The following is a 16,817-nucleotide window of genomic DNA, read 5'->3' as shown; positions in this document are numbered from 1 at the left end:
TCCCACGAAAGTGATAAAAAAATTAACGTTTTAAAGTAAAATGACCAACACGACGTTGCCCATTAATTATTAAAACATACCAGTAATCTGATGTTGGTAAAGGACTTCCATTAAACGTACCGTTCCAAGCGAATGGTGCGTTTTTTGTGCTTTTTAGAAGCTTGCCAAACCGATCAAAAAGATACACTTCTGAAGTCTCAAAAAACTCAATACCTTTTAAATCGAAGGTATCATGATGACCATCGTTATTTGGTGTAAAAAACGGAGGGACGTAAAAGTGTAAAAAACGAGTAGTTACAACATCTGCACAATTATCACCTTTAACATAAATAGTATATAAACCGCCTTCCATATCACTAAACACGTTTGAGTTTTGGTAGTTAACACCATCTACAGAATACTCAAAATCGCCAACATTACTAGTGTTAACATTAATATTATTTCCGCTTGAAATAATAGAATCAAGTATTGGTAGATCTAATTGCTCTACAGTAAACGTTATAATAGTAGTCAAACAACCGTCTGTTACCTCTACTATACAAATTCCAGGAGTACCTACTTCTAAAAACGATGTGGTTTCACTTGTATTCCAAATATAAGTTGGATTTACTATGTCTGTAATTGCTTGCAAAATAATAATTTCTCCTTCGCAAAAAACTACAAATTCATCTTCATTATTAAGCGTTTGGTCACCCATAATATCCCAAACACAAGTTGTATTATTAAATATTGTGGTTTCCCAGCATTCTAATCCTGTAGGCTGTATTGGTTGTGTCCCTGATACTTCCCAAGCGCAAGTTGTAGTATTAAATATTGTACTTTGCCAACACTCTAGAGTTGGTTGCATTGGTTGTATCCCTGATAATTCCCAAACGCATGTAGTAGTGTTAAACGTTGTTGTTTCCCAACACTCAACGGTTGGTTGTGTAGGCTGTGTACCTGTCACATCCCAAAGACATGTAGTAGTATTAAACATAGCAATTTCCCAACATTCTAATCCCGTTGGCTGCATTGGTTGCGTACCTGAAACTTCCCAACCGCAAGTTGTAGTATTAAATGTAGCAGTTTCCCAACAATCAACGGTTGGCTGTGTAGGCTGTGTACCTGTTACATCCCAAATACATGTAGTCGTATTAAACGTTGCAATTTCCCAACAATCTAATCCTGTTGGCTGCATTGGTTGCGTACCTGAAACTTCCCAAGCGCAAGTTGTAGTATTAAATGTAGCAGTTTCCCAACATTCTTGGGTTGGTTGCGGAGGTTGTGACCCTGTAATATCCCAAGTACAAGACGTTGTATTTATAGTAGCCACTTCCCAACATGCTAAAGTTGGAGCTACTCCCAAATCAGTAACAACCACTTGAAAAACTTCTGAAACCACATTACAAAAACTATTATTGACATTGGCTACAGACTGCGCCACTTTTGCTCTGTAATACGTCGTTGTATTAATACCAGAGATAATAATGTTTTGATTAATTTCTCCAGTAATATCAGACCATGTTGTCCCATCGATACTTTCTTCCCATTGATAAAAATGAGTACTAAAAACAGTATTATCGGGCGTTACAGTTAAGCTAGTACTATACGGTGTTTGATTGCTACACAAATTAACGGTGGTATTATTAGACACATCACTAATAGTAATATTATCACCGCAGCTTTTAAAAACAATATCATCAATAGCCAAGTCATTACCACAACCACCGACACCATTATTTTTCATTTTTAAAATAACAGAGGTTTGACCAGGCAATGTCTGAAACACCAAACCAAATTGCATCCAATTGGGCGTTGTTGTACTGCCAATATCTCCTGTACTTCCTGAAGCTAAAAGATTAGTATCCGTGTTATCCCAAATTTCAAAACTGACATTTATCGGAATTGCATTTGCACCGCAAAAGCCGGAAGAAGGCGTTATATTTACTAACCACGACGAAAACTCATAAGTCGTATTAACACATAACCCGCTAATTGGAGTATTATAAAATTCGCCAGACGTAAAATCAGAATTAATTACCAGCATTTTCCCGTTAGTATCGTCAGGCGTATGATCAGGAATTGTAAACCAATCAAAATAATTAGTCGTGTTACTTACAGTGTAAAACCCATCATTTGGTTCTGCTCCGTTAGCGTAGGCATAAGTTGTTGTTCCTGCTGGTAAAGCACTTTGACCTGTACCGACTCCAAAATTTTCCGTAAAAATAGGGTCACCAGAATTTCCATTACAAAATCCCAATTGTGCCACCACGATTTTTGTAGAAAAAAAAGCAACGCAAATTATGATTGTTTTAAGAGTCTTAAAGTACTTTTTCACGTTTATTATTTAAATAATCTTATCAAGTATAAATGTATTTATTTAAATTCACAATTATAAAAGCAACTAAACCACTTCTGTAGTGTTTATGTATAGGTTAATTAACTTTATTAAAAAAAACAAGATCAAATCTGTAGTGCTTTTAGCGCTATTACTAGCGTATTTACTCTGCTTACCTAAGCAACTTTTTAAAAACCCAACAGCAACCGTAATAACCAGTAATACAAACGTTTTACTTGGTGCACAAATAGCAAAAGATGGGCAGTGGCGTTTTCCCGAAAGCGATAGTATTCCAGAAAAATTTAAAACTTGCATCATTGCTTTTGAAGACGAGTACTTTTACAAACATCCGGGATTTAATCCTATTTCAATTGTAAAAGCGCTCAAACAAAATGTTAGTTCTGGTCATGTAAAACGCGGTGGAAGCACTATTACACAACAAGTTATTAGACTATCTAGACAAGGTCAATCTAGAACTTATTTAGAAAAATTAAAAGAACTTATTTTAGCCACACGTTTAGAACTACGCTATAGCAAAGAAAAAATATTAGCATTATATGCTAGTCATGCGCCTTTTGGCGGAAATGTAGTTGGAATTGATGCTGCATCTTGGCGTTATTTTAATAGAAATGCTAACGATTTATCTTGGGCCGAAAGCGCTACACTTGCAGTTTTACCTAACGCACCAAGCTTAATTTATCCAGGGAAAAATCAAAAGCGATTATTAGAAAAACGAAACCGATTACTAAAAAAATTAGTAGACAATAAAACTATAGATGAGTTGACATACAATTTATCTATTGCTGAAGGTTTACCGCAAAAACCTTATGCGCTACCACAAATAGCACCTCATTTATTGCAAACCATTTCAAAAACAAACAAAGGAGAACGCATAAAAACGACAATAAAGAAACAACTCCAAGAGCAAGTAAATACCATTGTTTTAAATCATTATAACACATTAAAACAAAACGAAATTTACAATATCTCCGTTTTAGTTTTAGATGTTAAAACACGACAAGTACTGTCTTATGTTGGTAATTCTCCAACGGATAACAAACACCAAAACAGTGTTGATATTATCAACAAACCAAGAAGTACGGGAAGTATTTTAAAACCATTTTTATATGCTGCCATGTTAGATGCAGGTGATATTTTACCTAACACATTAGTGGTTGATATCCCCACTCAATTTGGAAACTACTCTCCAGAAAATTTTAATAAAGCGTTTGATGGTGCTGTACCTGCAAAACGCGCATTATCTAGATCTTTAAATGTGCCCGCTGTTAGAATGTTACAAGAGTTTGGTTTGGACCGGTTCCATCATTACTTAAAAGATTTAAACCTAAAAGATATTAGATACAATGCCAATCACTATGGTTTATCATTAATTTTGGGTGGTGCAGAAAGTAACCTTTGGGATTTATGTAAAAGTTATGCTGCCTTCTCTTCCACAATCAATCATTTTAACGACACATCAAGCGAATACTTTTCTAATGAATTTTGTGAACCCACGTATTTTGCTTCCAAAACGATAGATTTTGGTAAAAAATCTACCCAAAAAACAGTATTTGATGCAGCATCCATATACTTAACGTATCAAAGTTTAAAAGAAGTCAACAGACCTGAAGGTGACGATAATTGGCAGTTTTTTGACAACTCTAAACAAATTGCTTGGAAAACAGGAACAAGTTATGGTTTTAGGGATGCTTGGGCAATTGGAACTACCAAAGATTATGTTGTTGGTGTTTGGGTTGGTAATGCAGATGGAGAAGGACGACCTGGCTTAGTAGGTGTCCAAGCTGCTGCCCCTATATTATTTGATGTTTTTAGTTTACTACCCAATAGTCAATGGTTTAAAAAACCGTTTGATGAAATGCAAGAGGTCGATATCTGCAGTGTTAGTGGTTACAGAGCTTCTGTTAATTGTCAAGAAACCGAATTACAACACATCCAATTAAGTGGTTTAAAAACAAAACCATGTCCATATCACACCTTAATACATGTGGATAATACAGAATCATTTCAGGTTAATACGTCTTGCGAAGATTTAAGTGGTATCCATACTAAATCATGGTTTATACTGCCTCCTTTAGTAGAGTATTATTACAAAAAAAAGAATCCATTTTACAAACCTTTACCACCTTTTAGAGCAGATTGCTTAGGACAGGACGATGTCAACATGCAATTTATTTACCCTAAAAATGCAAGTACCATCTTTTTACCAAAAGACTTTAATGAAACGATCAATGAGTTGGTTTTAAAAGTAGCCCATTCTGAAAAAAGCAGTACTCTATTCTGGTATATAGACCAAACGTATATTGGTCAGACTACAGATATACATGATATTGCCATTATACCTGAAGTAGGCCCACACACCATTATTGTTGTTGATAATTATGGAAATGAACTAAAACGAAAGATTACCATTTCTAAATAAATGACACGCCAACACTACGCCTTATCCCAAGTAATAAATGGGTTATTACTTAATTGCGAATTATAATACCTAACATCTCCTGTTACCTCTTGACCCAACCAGCTTGGCTTAGTAAACTGTTCGGTTTCAGAATTTAGCTCTACTTCTGCTACGATTAAGCCCTTATTATCTCCAAAAAACTCATCAACTTCAAAAATATGTCCGTCCACTTTTACCTCGTAACGTATTTTATCAATAACACCTTCTTCGCATAATTGTAGTAATTGCTCAGCTTCCTCTTTTGGAATACTTTTTTCCCATTCAAACCGTGATAAACCGCTACTGGAAGATTCTCCTTTTATTGTTAAAAAACCGTCGTCTCCTTTTAAACGGACTCTAACTGTGCGCTTTTTATGCGTATTTAAAAATCCTTGGACAATTCGTGTACTTTTAAATGCTTGGTCTTTAAAAACATCGGATTGTACTAAAAATTTACGTTCTATTTCTATCATTTTCACTTTCCGTGATCACGGAACTATTTTTATAGATTATTAATATTCTTTTTTTATTGAGATTACTGCCTGCGTAGGAATTAGTAAATTTACAAGATGCAAAACGATTTACCAATAAGAAAAATTATTCATGTGGATATGGATGCCTTTTACGCGTCTGTTGCACAAATGGATAATCCAGAATTAATTGGTAAAGCTATTGCTGTTGGGGGCGGTGGACCACGCGGTGTTATTAGCGCAGCAAGTTATGAAGCCAGGAAATTTGGTGTAAAAAGCGCCATGTCTGGACGCTTAGCTATAAAATTGTGCCCCCATCTTATTTTTGTAAAAACAGATTTTGAACGTTATAAAGAAATCTCTAATCGTATTAGAAAAATTTTTTATGACTACACAGATTTAGTAGAGCCTTTATCTTTAGATGAAGCGTATTTAGATGTTACGGAAAATAAAAAAGGACATCCAAGTGCTTCCATGCTTGCAGAAGAAATTAGAACACGAATTTTTAACGAAGTTGGACTAACCGCATCGGCGGGTATTAGTATTAATAAATTTGTAGCAAAAATTGCCAGTGATTATAATAAGCCTAATGGTCAAAAAGTAGTTAATCCAGAAGAAGTTTTAGACTTTTTAGAAGCTTTAGATATTAGAAAATTTTACGGTATTGGAAAAGTTACCGCCGAAAAAATGTACCAAAAAGGAATCTATACCGGATTAGATTTAAAGTCTAAATCGCTTGCATTTTTAGAATCAAATTTTGGTAAATCAGGCACCTCGTATTATTATATTGTAAGAGGCATCCATAATAGTCCGGTTAAACCGAACCAAATACGGAAAAGCCTAGCTGCAGAACGTACGTTTAATGAAAACTTATCTTCTGAAGTGTTTATGCTAGAAAAACTACAACTTATTGCTGACGAAGTTGCCAAGCGTTTAAGTAAGAGTAAAGTAGCAGGAAAAACGGTTACTTTAAAAATAAAATATAGCGACTTTACACTTCAAACACGCAGTAAAACACTGCCTTATTTTGTGGCTGATGCTGCTGTAATTTTAGAAACTGCAAAGGATTTGTTGTATCAAGAAAAGATGAGCAACTCGGTACGATTACTAGGTATTTCTTTATCTAATTTAAATACTGTGAAAAAACCAAAAAAGACAGAAGAGGACAAAGCCATTAGTGTCCAATTAAGTTTTAGATTTTAGGCTACGGACAAAATACGTTCTAACGGAATAATAGTGGACGTTTTTAAAATTACATATTTTTCTGTCACACCCCAAATAGTAGTATTTACCCTTTTTAAACCTTCGTTATCTGCAAATAAGATGCGTACTTTTTCGTGTTCTATGTTTCCTAAGACCATGGCTCTAGTTAACGTTAGGCAACGCTCTGCTTTTTCTGTTTTAGATGCTAGTAACTCTTCTTTAGGAAACTTTAAATATTTAATCTCTTCTTTTTCTATTGTTTGTATCGCTAGGTTTCTCATGTTGTTTAATCTTTAGGGTTTAGTAGATTAAATTACAAAATCATTACGTATTAAACTAAAAAAAGTATGGATTTGATACTTTTTTAACACTTCTTGTAAGTGTTTTAAAACAAAAAACCAGCTATATCTCTATAACTGGTTTTAATTTATTTTACTAGCCTTTATTTTGCGTTAGGGATGGAACGGTTTGTCTGAGCTCCTCGCAGAGAGCGAGTAGTGACAGCGCGACCCTTGTGGTAACGCCCTAAAGATTAAAAGTTACAACTTTCAATTTCTGTTACTCTTAATGTATTTACCATTCCTTTATCTTGAATTGGCATGGCTGCTAAACTAATTAACATGTCGCCTACTTCTAAGAATCCTTTTTTACAAGCTATTGCATTTACGTCCTCTATCGTTTCGTCGGTGCTTACGTATTTATCATAGAAAAATGCAGTAACACCCCAAAGTAAATTTAACTGCGTTAAAATACGCTTATTAGAAGTAAATACTAAGATATGTGTGTTTGGTCTCCAAGCCGAAATTTGGAATGCTGTATACCCACTATTTGTTAATGTAGATATTGCTTTTGCATTAATATCGTTTGCCATATGCGCTGCGTGATAGCATATAGATTTTGTGATATAACGCTTAGTACGGATATGTGGTGGCGATTGCGGAACTTTAATTAAGTCTGAATCTTCTACACTTTTAATAATATTTGACATCTGGCGAATGACTTCTACCGGATATTTTCCAACACTTGTTTCTCCTGATAACATTACTGCATCTGCACCATCCATTACACTGTTTGCAACATCGTTAACTTCTGCTCGTGTTGGTGTTAAACTTGTAATCATTGTCTCCATCATTTGAGTGGCAATAATTACTGGTATTCTAGCACGCTTAGCACGAAGTACTAATTGTTTTTGTACTAATGGCACTTCTTCTGCAGGGATTTCTACTCCTAAATCTCCACGTGCAACCATTAAACCATCACAATAAGCTACAATTTTATCGATATTTTCTACAGCTTCTGGTTTTTCAATCTTAGCTATAATCGGAATTTTATGATCACTATGTTTTTTAATTAACTCTTCTAATTGCATTAAGTCTTCTGCATGACGCACAAATGATAATGCCATCCAGTCTACTCCAATCTTACATGCGAAAATAGCATCTTCGATATCTTTTTCTGTTAATGCAGGTTGTGATATGTTTGTATTAGGCAGGTTAACTCCTTTTTTAGATTTAAGTGGTCCACCTTGTATTACTTTGGCTTTTACTTCAGACACACCATCTGTAGATATGACTTCAAAATGTAATTTTCCGTCATCTAAAAGAATACGTTCTCCTGGTTTTGCATCCTGAGGAAACTTATCGTAAGTCATGTAAACACGCTCCTTGGTCCCTTCAAAACGTTCTCCAGTAGCAAAAATAATTTCGTCTCCTGGATTAACAACAACCTCACCCTTCATGACACCAACACGTAATTTAGGACCTTGTAAATCTCCTAAAATTGATGCATTATAACCAAACTCTTCGTTTAGTTCTCTAATCATTTGTACACGTTCTTCAACGTCTTTATAATCTGCGTGAGAAAAGTTGATTCTGAATACATTAGCTCCTTCGTCTAACATACCTTTTAATACCTCTTTACTACTGGTTGCAGGTCCTAGAGTTGCAACGATTTTGGTCTTTTTTCTGTTTGGCATTAGTTGAATATTAAGTTGTCTTTAGATTTTAAGGTGTCTACATCTATTGTGTAAGCTGTAGCAACTTGTGGAATCTTTAGAATGTTATTTAAAATGATTTTTTCTTTATTCTGAAATTCGGTTTCGATTTTAAGCAAGAAATTGACTTTCTTATACTCTGGTAGCAAATAAAAATTAGTTGCTCCCGAAGTGTCTTCTCCAAATAACGAATTTGATTGCTGCTCTAAGTTAGTATATTGCACCTTGCATGTATTAGCTACCAAATGGTATGTAGTTAATTGTTTGCAGTCAAACCACTCAAAAAGCGCGTAATTTGTATTTAAACTTGGATTGGTAATATCATCCTTTCTCCTTTTAAGAGTAATATCCAATGCTCTGTTTATTAAAAATGCTAATCTATAATCTTCTATTACGCAATGAATTCCAATTAATGCGTAATGCTCTTCTTCTAAAAAGTCGTCTAAAGAGAGTTTTCGAATAGCCATTTTAATTACAAAATTAAATGTAAATATAGCATTTAAACACTAAGTATTGGTGTGTTTTACGTAATCTTAACATGAAATTATTACGAAAACGTTATAGTAAAGTGCTGAATAATAAGAATTAAAGCGTTGTAGATTTATTTAAATAAATCCTGCTTTATTGATTTGAGATTGTAATGCAAAGTAAGCACGTTTTGATGCTTTTTCTTCTGCTTTTTTCTTAGACGTTGCTCTAGCTTTAGCTATAACTTTTTTGTCTATAGATAATTTTACAGAAAAATGTTTAACATCGTCATTACCGGTATCTTCATACACATTGTAATCAAATACTTTTTTCTCTTTTTGACACCACTCAATCAACAGACTTTTGTAACTAATTACTTTGCCTTCTAATTTCTCGATATCAACGTAAGGATTAATGACGCGCTTTTGTATAAATTTATCGCAGTTTTTATAACCTCTATCTAAATAAATGGCTCCAATTAAAGCTTCAAAAAGATTACCATGGATATTATCGCCAAATTGGCCTTTAGGTATTTTACTTTCTACTAATTTAATTAATCCTAAATCCTTACCAAGTTCATTTAAATGCTCTCGACTTACAATTTTAGATCTCATTTTAGTTAAGTAACCTTCATCACCACCTGGTACTTCCATGTATAAATGATGTGCAATAACAGCGCTAAGCATAGCGTCTCCTAAAAACTCTAAGCGTTCGTAATTAATAATATGCCCTTTGTCATCTTTAATGTTCATGGAACGATGCGTAAAGGCAGTCTGATAAAACTTTAAAGTCTTAGGTTTAAATTTTAAAATCTTAGAAATAGCAATAAAAAAATTCCCATCTTGATTAGATTGGGAATTAAATATGTTACGAATTCTTTTCATTTAAAAACTTAATCTAATTTTTTAAACAATACACAAGCATTGTGACCTCCAAATCCAAAAGTATTGCTCATAGCAACTTTAATCTCTCTTTTTTGTGGGGTGTTAAGTGTCAAGTTTAATTCAGAATCTATGTTTTCGTCTGGTGTAACGTGATTAATTGTTGGCGGAACAATACCATGTTCCATTGCTAAAATAGCAGCAATAGACTCAATAGCACCAGCTGCACCTAACAAGTGACCAGTCATAGACTTTGTAGAATTTATATTGATGTTTTTAGCATGATCGCCAAAAACCTCTTTAATCGCTTTTAACTCGGCAACATCACCTAAAGGTGTAGATGTTCCGTGTGTGTTGATGTGATCCACATCTTCTGGTTTTAAACCAGCATTTTCTAAACAGTTTTTCATAACTGCTATTACACCAATTCCTTCCGGATGTGGTGCTGTCATATGATAAGCATCAGAAGACATTCCGCCTCCTAAAACCTCTGCATATATTTTTGCGCCTCTTGCTTTTGCGTGCTCATATTCTTCTAGAATAATTGCTCCGGCACCTTCACCTAAAACAAAACCATCACGTGTACCATCAAAAGGTCTTGATGCTGTTTGTGGGCTTTCGTTTCTAGTTGATAAAGCATGCATAGCATTAAATCCTCCCATTCCAGCAATTGTCACTGCTGCTTCACTACCACCTGTTACAATAACATCACAATGTCCTAAACGTATATAGTTTAAGGCATCAATCATTGCGTTAGCAGAAGAAGCACATGCAGATACAGTTGTGTAATTAGGACCCATAAAACCATTCTTAATAGAAATGTTTCCGGGTGCAATGTCTGCAATCATCTTAGGGATAAAGAATGGATTAAATCTAGGTGTACCATCACCAGCAGCAAAATTTAACACTTCATTTTGAAATGTTTCTAAACCACCAATTCCAGCGCCCCAAATAACACCAACTCTTAATTTGTTAACGGTCTCTAAGTCTAGTTTAGAGTCCGCAATAGCCTCATCAGATGCGACCATTGCGTACTGCGTAAACCTGTCCATTTTGCGGGCTTCTTTTCTATCTAGAAAATCAGTTGCCACGAAATTTTTTAACTCGCAAGCAAAGTTTGTCTTGAACTTTTCAGTATCAAAATATGTAATAGGTGCGGCACCACTTTTACCACTAATAAGACCAGACCAATACTCGTCCTTAGTGTTTCCAATTGGCGTTAACGCTCCTAACCCTGTAACTACTACTCGCTTAAGTTCCATAAATATTGTGCTTATTTAGCAGCTTCAATATAAGATACAGCCTGACCTACTGTAGCAATGTTCTCTGCTTGGTCATCTGGAATCTGGATATCGAATTCTTTTTCAAATTCCATGATTAATTCTACAGTATCTAATGAATCTGCTCCTAAGTCGTTCGTGAAGCTAGCTTCAGTTACAACTTCGTTTTCATCAACACCTAATTTGTCTACGATAATCGCTTTTACTCTTGATGCAATGTCTGACATAATTTTAATTTTTTTAGTTTTAATTAAGGGGCAAAAATAAAAAACTTTATTTTAAAACACACGTTTACTTTAAAAATGTGCTACGAATTTAATTATTTAAATCGAAGAATTTCGATTTTAGCCCGTAATTGTTAATAATTATTGCTTTTTTTGTTTGAAGAATTTAACATTGAAAATAGAAAATGAAACGTGTAGTAATTTTTGCGTCCGGTAGCGGAAGTAATGCTGAAAATTTAATAAGGTTTTTTCAAAATAGAGACAATGCGTCTGTTATTCAGGTATTAACTAACAATCCTCATGCCAAAGTCTTAGATCGCTGTAAAAAACTAAAAGTTAGCGGGTTATCGTTTAACAAAACAGCCTTTACAGCAACAGATGATGTCTTAAACCTATTAAAAGTTAACCAACCAGACTTAATTGTATTGGCTGGTTTTTTATGGAAATTTCCAGAAAACATCCTAAAGCACTTCCCAAACAAGGTTATAAACGTACACCCTGCATTATTGCCAAAATTTGGAGGAAAAGGCATGTACGGAATGCATGTGCACGAGTCTGTTGTAGCTAATAAAGAAACAGAAACAGGGATCACAATACATTATGTAAACGAACATTATGATGAAGGCGCTGTTATTTTTCAGGCTAAATGTGAGGTTTTAGCTTCAGATACAGCTTTGGACGTCGCAGAAAAGATTCATGAATTAGAAATGAAACATTTTCCGGAAGTCGTAAATAAATTATTAAGTTAGTAGATCAACTCTAATCAAAGTACTTTATACAGCGTATAGTATAACTTTAACTGATTTAAGATAAAACAATACCGTTTTCGCTTAAGCGGAAATTAAAAAATGGGTAAAAAGAAGAAAAAATATTACACCGTTTGGCAAGGACATCATAAAGGCGTTTTTGAATCCTGGAATGATTGCAAAGCACAAATCAAAGATTATCCTGGAGCGCAATACAAATCCTTTGCTACGTTTGACGCTGCCAAAGCCGCCTTAAAAGGAAATTACTTTGACTACATTGGAAAAAAGGAAGGCTTTAAAAGCGAGTTAAGCCATGAACAGCTTAAAAAAATTGGGCGTCCAAATTATAATTCTATTTCTGTAGATGCAGCCTCTTCTGGTAATCCCGGGATAATGGAATATCGTGGCGTAGAAACAAAATCTAAAAAACAACTATTTAAACAAGGTCCTTTTGCTGAAGGCACCAATAATATTGGCGAATTTTTAGCATTAGTACATGGTTTAAGTTTTTTAAAAAAACATAATAGCGACTTACTTATATATACAGACTCTAAAACCGCTATGAGTTGGGTGCGCAAAAAAACGTGCAATAGCAAACTAGAACGTAACGCAAAAAACAAACCGGTGTACGATTTGGTAGACCGCGCAGTTAATTGGCTAAAAGAAAACGATTATAAAACCACGATAGTTAAATGGGAAACCAAAGCTTGGGGTGAAATCCCTGCAGATTTTGGTCGAAAATAATTAGCGTTTCTTTCAATAGATTCCACTTTTTTACAGAATATATTTTACGTAAGTTTGCACTAAATTTTAAAGCCATTTATGAGCAAGTTAGTAATAGTAGGTACAGTAGCATTTGACGCTATAGAAACTCCTTTTGGTAAAACCGATAAAATTCTTGGTGGAGCAGCAACATATATAGGGTTGTCTGCAGCAAACTTTAATGTAGATCAAGCAGCAGTATCTGTTGTTGGAGGAGATTTTCCTCAGGAATATTTAGATCTTTTAACAGATAGAAACGTAAATATTGAAGGTATCGAAATTGTAAAAGACGGTAAAACCTTTTTCTGGAGTGGAAAATATCATAATGACATGAACTCTCGTGATACGTTAGCTACAGAATTAAATGTATTAGAGCATTTTAATCCTGTAGTTCCTGAAAATTATCGTGATGCAGAGATAGTGATGTTAGGTAATTTACACCCTTTAGTACAACAAGGTGTTTTAGACCAAATGACTAAAAAGCCAAAATTAGCTATTTTAGACACTATGAATTTCTGGATGGACATCGCTTTAGATGATTTAATTTCAGTAATTAAAAATGTAGATGTTATTACTATTAATGATGAAGAGGCAAGACAATTAACTGGAGAATACAGTTTAGTAGTTGCCGCTAGAAAGATTCATGAAATGGGACCAAAATATGTAGTTATTAAAAAAGGAGAGCACGGTGCTTTACTTTTCCATGATGACCATATGTTTTACGCACCTGCTTTACCATTAGAAGAAGTCTTTGACCCAACAGGAGCTGGAGATACTTTTGCTGGTGGATTTGCTGGATATTTAGCAAGCACTGGAGATATTAGTTTTGAAAACATGAAAAACGCAGTAATCTACGGATCTACTTTAGCATCTTTTTGTGTGGAGAAATTTGGAACAGAGCGCATGGTAACCTTGAAAAAAGAGGAAGTCAATACACGTTTGCTGGAGTTTAAAAAACTGACACAGTTCGATATAGAATTAACATAAACTAACGCGCTCATAATTATGAGCGCGTTTTTTATTTTTATTATTTTAATAAAACAACTCACAACACAACAACAATGAGTGATGCTTTAAAACACGAGTGCGGAATTGCACTTATTAGATTACGTAAACCGTTAGAATTTTACAAAGAGAAATATGGTAGTGCATTTTATGGTGTAAATAAAATGTATTTAATGATGGAAAAGCAACACAATCGTGGTCAAGATGGTGCTGGTTTTGCAAGTATCAAAATGGACACATTACCAGGAGAACGTTACATTAGTCGTGTACGCTCTATCGCACAACAACCTATTCAGGATATTTTTGCTCAAATTAATGACCGCATTAATAAAGAATTAGCAGATCATCCAGAATACCAAGATAGCGTTGCACTTCAAAAAAAGCACATCCCATATATTGGAGAGCTTTTATTAGGTCACGTACGTTATGGTACTTTTGGTAAAAACAGTGTAGAAAGTGTTCATCCTTTTTTAAGGCAAAATAACTGGATGCACCGTAACCTTATTTTAGCTGGTAACTTTAACATGACTAATGTTAAAGAGCTTTTTCAAAGTTTAGTCGATCTTGGTCAACACCCAAAAGAATATACGGACACCATTACTATAATGGAAAAAATAGGTCACTTTTTAGATGATGCGGTAAGTAAAATTTATAAAGAACTTAAAAACGAAGGTTATGGTAAGCATGAGTGCTCTCCATTAATAGCAGAACGTTTAAAAATTGCTAAAATATTAAGACGTGCTGCAAAAAACTGGGATGGTGGTTATGCTATGGCTGGTTTAATTGGACATGGAGATGCTTTTGTGCTTCGTGATCCTGCAGGAATACGCCCAGTGTACTATTACACTGATGACGAGATTGTTGTTGTCGCTTCAGAGCGTCCAGTAATACAAACGGTATTTAATGTAGAGTTTGATGATGTTAAGGAGTTAACCCCAGGTCATGCTTTAATCTCTAAAAAATCCGGTGCTGTTTCAATTAAAAAAATATTAGAACCTTTAGAACGCAAATCATGTAGTTTTGAGCGTATTTACTTTTCAAGAGGAAGTGATGCCGAAATATATCAAGAGCGTAAAATGTTGGGGCGCCTATTAATGCCTAAAGTTTTAAAGGCAATTGATAATGACACAGAAAATTCTGTGTTTTCATACATACCAAATACAGCAGAAACATCATTTTACGGAATGATTGAAACTGTAGAAGAGCATTTAAATGAAAAGAAAACAAAGGCTATTTTAAACGGTAATGGAAAATTATCTGCAGATGAAGTGACTTCTATTTTAAAAGAAAGACCTCGTATCGAGAAAATAGCTATAAAGGATGTAAAACTAAGAACCTTTATTACGGAAGACAGTAGTCGTGATGACTTGGTTGCACACGTTTACGATGTCACTTACGGTGTTATCAAACCAACAGATAACTTGGTTATTATTGATGATAGTATTGTGCGTGGTACAACCTTAAAAAAGAGTATTATTAAAATGATGGACAGATTACATCCTAAAAAGATTGTAATTGTATCCTCAGCACCACAAATACGTTTTCCTGATTGCTATGGTATTGACATGGCTAATCTAGAAACTTTAGTTGCTTTTAACGCTGCTTTAGCCTTACTTAAAGAAAACGGTAAGTATGACTTAGTAGAAGAAGTGTACCACAGGTGTAAAGCACAAGAAACATTAGCAGATAAAGATGTTAAGAATTTTGTAAACGAAATATACGATCAGTTTACTACAGAGCAGATTTCGGCTAAAATATCTGAGCTATTAACAGACGAATCAGTAAAGGCGGAAGTAGAAATTATCTTTCAACCAGTATCTAATTTACATAAAGCCATCCCTGATCATTTAGGAGATTGGTACTTTACAGGAAATTATCCAACTGCTGGAGGTAACAGAGTGGTTAACAGAGCATTTATTAATTTTTACGAAGGAAATAAAGAACGTGCTTATTAAACCAAGCTATTTTCTTACATCAAATCAGTTAACCGATTATATTTACGTTTTAACCATAATATACAACATATCAATTTAATTGTAGTTATATTTGAGCTTACCATAACATAAGTAGGTTAAGTTCATGGTAGATTTGGGGCAAAAAAGGAGAACTCTCGTTCTCCTTTTTTATTTGCCAAAAATTAAGCAAAACATACAATTTATAGCATAAAAAAAAGCAGATTCAAATGAATCTGCTTTTCTATTTTATAAACGTTTTAAAGCTTATTTAGCTTCTGCGTATCGTCTTTCAACTTCGTTCCAGTTAATTACATTAAAGAAAGCATCAATATAATCAGGTCTTCTGTTTTGGTAGTTTAAGTAGTAAGCATGCTCCCAAACATCTAATCCTAAGATTGGAGTTCCTTCGCAAGTTACACCTGGCATTAATGGGTTGTCTTGGTTTGGAGTAGAACATACTTCAACCTTACCTCCTTTATGCACACATAACCAAGCCCAACCTGAACCAAATTGTGTTGCTGCTGCTTTACTAAAAGCATCTTTAAAAGCTTCAAAAGATCCGTAAGCTGCTTCAATAGCATCTTTTAAATCTCCTGACAAACGTCCTTTTCCCTCTGGATTCATAACTTCCCAAAATAATGAGTGGTTATAAAAACCTCCACCATTATTTCTAACAGCCATATTTTTCATATCTAAGTTAGCAAGAATATCTTCGATAGATTTTCCTTCTAAATCAGTTCCTTCTATAGCAGCATTTAATTTAGTTGTGTAACCGTTATGGTGCTTAGTGTGGTGTATCTCCATTGTACGTGCATCGATATTTGGTTCTAATGCATCATACGCATATTTTAATTTTGGTAATTCAAATGCCATGATTGTATGTTTTAAATATTAATATTCAATTTTATCAAAAATAAACATTAAAGCTTTCAATCAAAAATATTTAAGGACTCTATTAATTCTATTTAATAATATTTTAACACCAGAAATTAATTATTACAGATTGTTTTGAAATAAATTTAACAACCATAATATTGTTATTATCTTGTCTAAAA

The 16,817-nt window shown here is 34.2% G+C and carries 15 protein-coding genes; 6 read left to right on the top strand and 9 right to left on the bottom strand.

What is annotated here, in order from left to right; translation table 11 throughout:
• Nucleotides 1-22 precede the first annotated feature (22 nt).
• Nucleotides 23-2,317 (bottom strand): T9SS type B sorting domain-containing protein, encoded by a 2,295-nt coding sequence (locus tag ACZ2G2_RS06425; protein ID WP_470394582.1) that lies wholly within the window; start codon nucleotides 2,315-2,317, stop codon nucleotides 23-25.
• Between the two features lie 88 nt (nucleotides 2,318-2,405).
• Between ACZ2G2_RS06425 and pbpC the strand changes: the two genes are divergently transcribed.
• Nucleotides 2,406-4,757, top strand: a complete 2,352-nt coding sequence (gene pbpC, locus ACZ2G2_RS06420; protein WP_470394580.1) for a penicillin-binding protein 1C — start codon at nucleotides 2,406-2,408, stop codon at nucleotides 4,755-4,757.
• 14 nt (nucleotides 4,758-4,771) lie between these two features.
• On the opposite strand, the gene ACZ2G2_RS06415 is transcribed toward pbpC, so the two are convergent.
• On the bottom strand, nucleotides 4,772-5,248 hold the full coding sequence (locus ACZ2G2_RS06415) for a CYTH domain-containing protein (RefSeq protein ID WP_090836875.1): 477 nt from the start codon (nucleotides 5,246-5,248) through the stop codon (nucleotides 4,772-4,774).
• Nucleotides 5,249-5,344: 96 nt separating this feature from the next.
• Between ACZ2G2_RS06415 and dinB the strand changes: the two genes are divergently transcribed.
• Complete coding sequence (gene dinB / locus ACZ2G2_RS06410; protein ID WP_090836877.1) at nucleotides 5,345-6,448, top strand: DNA polymerase IV; 1,104 nt, start codon at nucleotides 5,345-5,347, stop codon at nucleotides 6,446-6,448.
• Here the strand turns inward: dinB and ACZ2G2_RS06405 are convergent.
• From ACZ2G2_RS06405 to ACZ2G2_RS06380, 6 genes are all read right to left on the bottom strand, one after another.
• Nucleotides 6,445-6,729, bottom strand: coding sequence for a hypothetical protein (locus ACZ2G2_RS06405; RefSeq protein ID WP_090836878.1), 285 nt, complete (start codon nucleotides 6,727-6,729; stop codon nucleotides 6,445-6,447). The two genes, dinB and ACZ2G2_RS06405, sit on opposite strands and share 4 nt — an antisense overlap.
• A gap of 251 nt (nucleotides 6,730-6,980) precedes the next feature.
• On the bottom strand, nucleotides 6,981-8,423 hold the full coding sequence (gene pyk, locus ACZ2G2_RS06400) for a pyruvate kinase (RefSeq protein ID WP_090836880.1): 1,443 nt from the start codon (nucleotides 8,421-8,423) through the stop codon (nucleotides 6,981-6,983).
• Nucleotides 8,423-8,908 (bottom strand): IPExxxVDY family protein, encoded by a 486-nt coding sequence (locus tag ACZ2G2_RS06395; protein WP_090836881.1) that lies wholly within the window; start codon nucleotides 8,906-8,908, stop codon nucleotides 8,423-8,425. The genes pyk and ACZ2G2_RS06395 overlap by 1 nt, the downstream gene beginning before the upstream one ends.
• A gap of 138 nt (nucleotides 8,909-9,046) precedes the next feature.
• Nucleotides 9,047-9,793 carry a ribonuclease III gene (gene rnc / locus ACZ2G2_RS06390; RefSeq protein ID WP_090836883.1) on the bottom strand — a complete coding sequence of 249 codons (747 nt, stop codon included), beginning with the start codon at nucleotides 9,791-9,793 and terminating at the stop codon, nucleotides 9,047-9,049.
• Nucleotides 9,794-9,801: 8 nt separating this feature from the next.
• A complete protein-coding gene (gene fabF / locus ACZ2G2_RS06385) occupies nucleotides 9,802-11,052 on the bottom strand; it encodes a beta-ketoacyl-ACP synthase II (RefSeq protein ID WP_090836884.1) in 1,251 nt (416 codons plus the stop codon).
• Nucleotides 11,053-11,063: 11 nt separating this feature from the next.
• Nucleotides 11,064-11,297, bottom strand: coding sequence for an acyl carrier protein (locus ACZ2G2_RS06380; RefSeq protein WP_013869581.1), 234 nt, complete (start codon nucleotides 11,295-11,297; stop codon nucleotides 11,064-11,066).
• A gap of 182 nt (nucleotides 11,298-11,479) precedes the next feature.
• Between ACZ2G2_RS06380 and purN the strand changes: the two genes are divergently transcribed.
• The 4 genes from purN (at nucleotide 11,480) to ACZ2G2_RS06360 (ending at nucleotide 15,762) form a co-directional block, all read left to right on the top strand.
• Nucleotides 11,480-12,043: a phosphoribosylglycinamide formyltransferase gene (gene purN / locus ACZ2G2_RS06375; protein WP_101202171.1), complete on the top strand. Its 564-nt coding sequence runs from the start codon at nucleotides 11,480-11,482 to the stop codon at nucleotides 12,041-12,043.
• Nucleotides 12,044-12,142: 99 nt separating this feature from the next.
• Nucleotides 12,143-12,784 carry a ribonuclease H1 domain-containing protein gene (locus ACZ2G2_RS06370; protein WP_090836888.1) on the top strand — a complete coding sequence of 214 codons (642 nt, stop codon included), beginning with the start codon at nucleotides 12,143-12,145 and terminating at the stop codon, nucleotides 12,782-12,784.
• 78 nt (nucleotides 12,785-12,862) lie between these two features.
• Complete coding sequence (locus ACZ2G2_RS06365; protein WP_090836894.1) at nucleotides 12,863-13,789, top strand: PfkB family carbohydrate kinase; 927 nt, start codon at nucleotides 12,863-12,865, stop codon at nucleotides 13,787-13,789.
• A 74-nt stretch (nucleotides 13,790-13,863) separates the two neighbouring features.
• Complete coding sequence (locus ACZ2G2_RS06360) at nucleotides 13,864-15,762, top strand: amidophosphoribosyltransferase (RefSeq protein WP_101202173.1); 1,899 nt, start codon at nucleotides 13,864-13,866, stop codon at nucleotides 15,760-15,762.
• Nucleotides 15,763-16,026: 264 nt separating this feature from the next.
• On the opposite strand, the gene ACZ2G2_RS06355 is transcribed toward ACZ2G2_RS06360, so the two are convergent.
• Nucleotides 16,027-16,635 carry a superoxide dismutase gene (locus ACZ2G2_RS06355; protein WP_090836898.1) on the bottom strand — a complete coding sequence of 203 codons (609 nt, stop codon included), beginning with the start codon at nucleotides 16,633-16,635 and terminating at the stop codon, nucleotides 16,027-16,029.
• Nucleotides 16,636-16,817 lie beyond the last annotated feature (182 nt).

The sequence above is a fragment of the Olleya sp. KKT75 genome (assembly GCF_055635485.1).
This window is presented reverse-complemented; position numbering and strand designations above follow the sequence as displayed.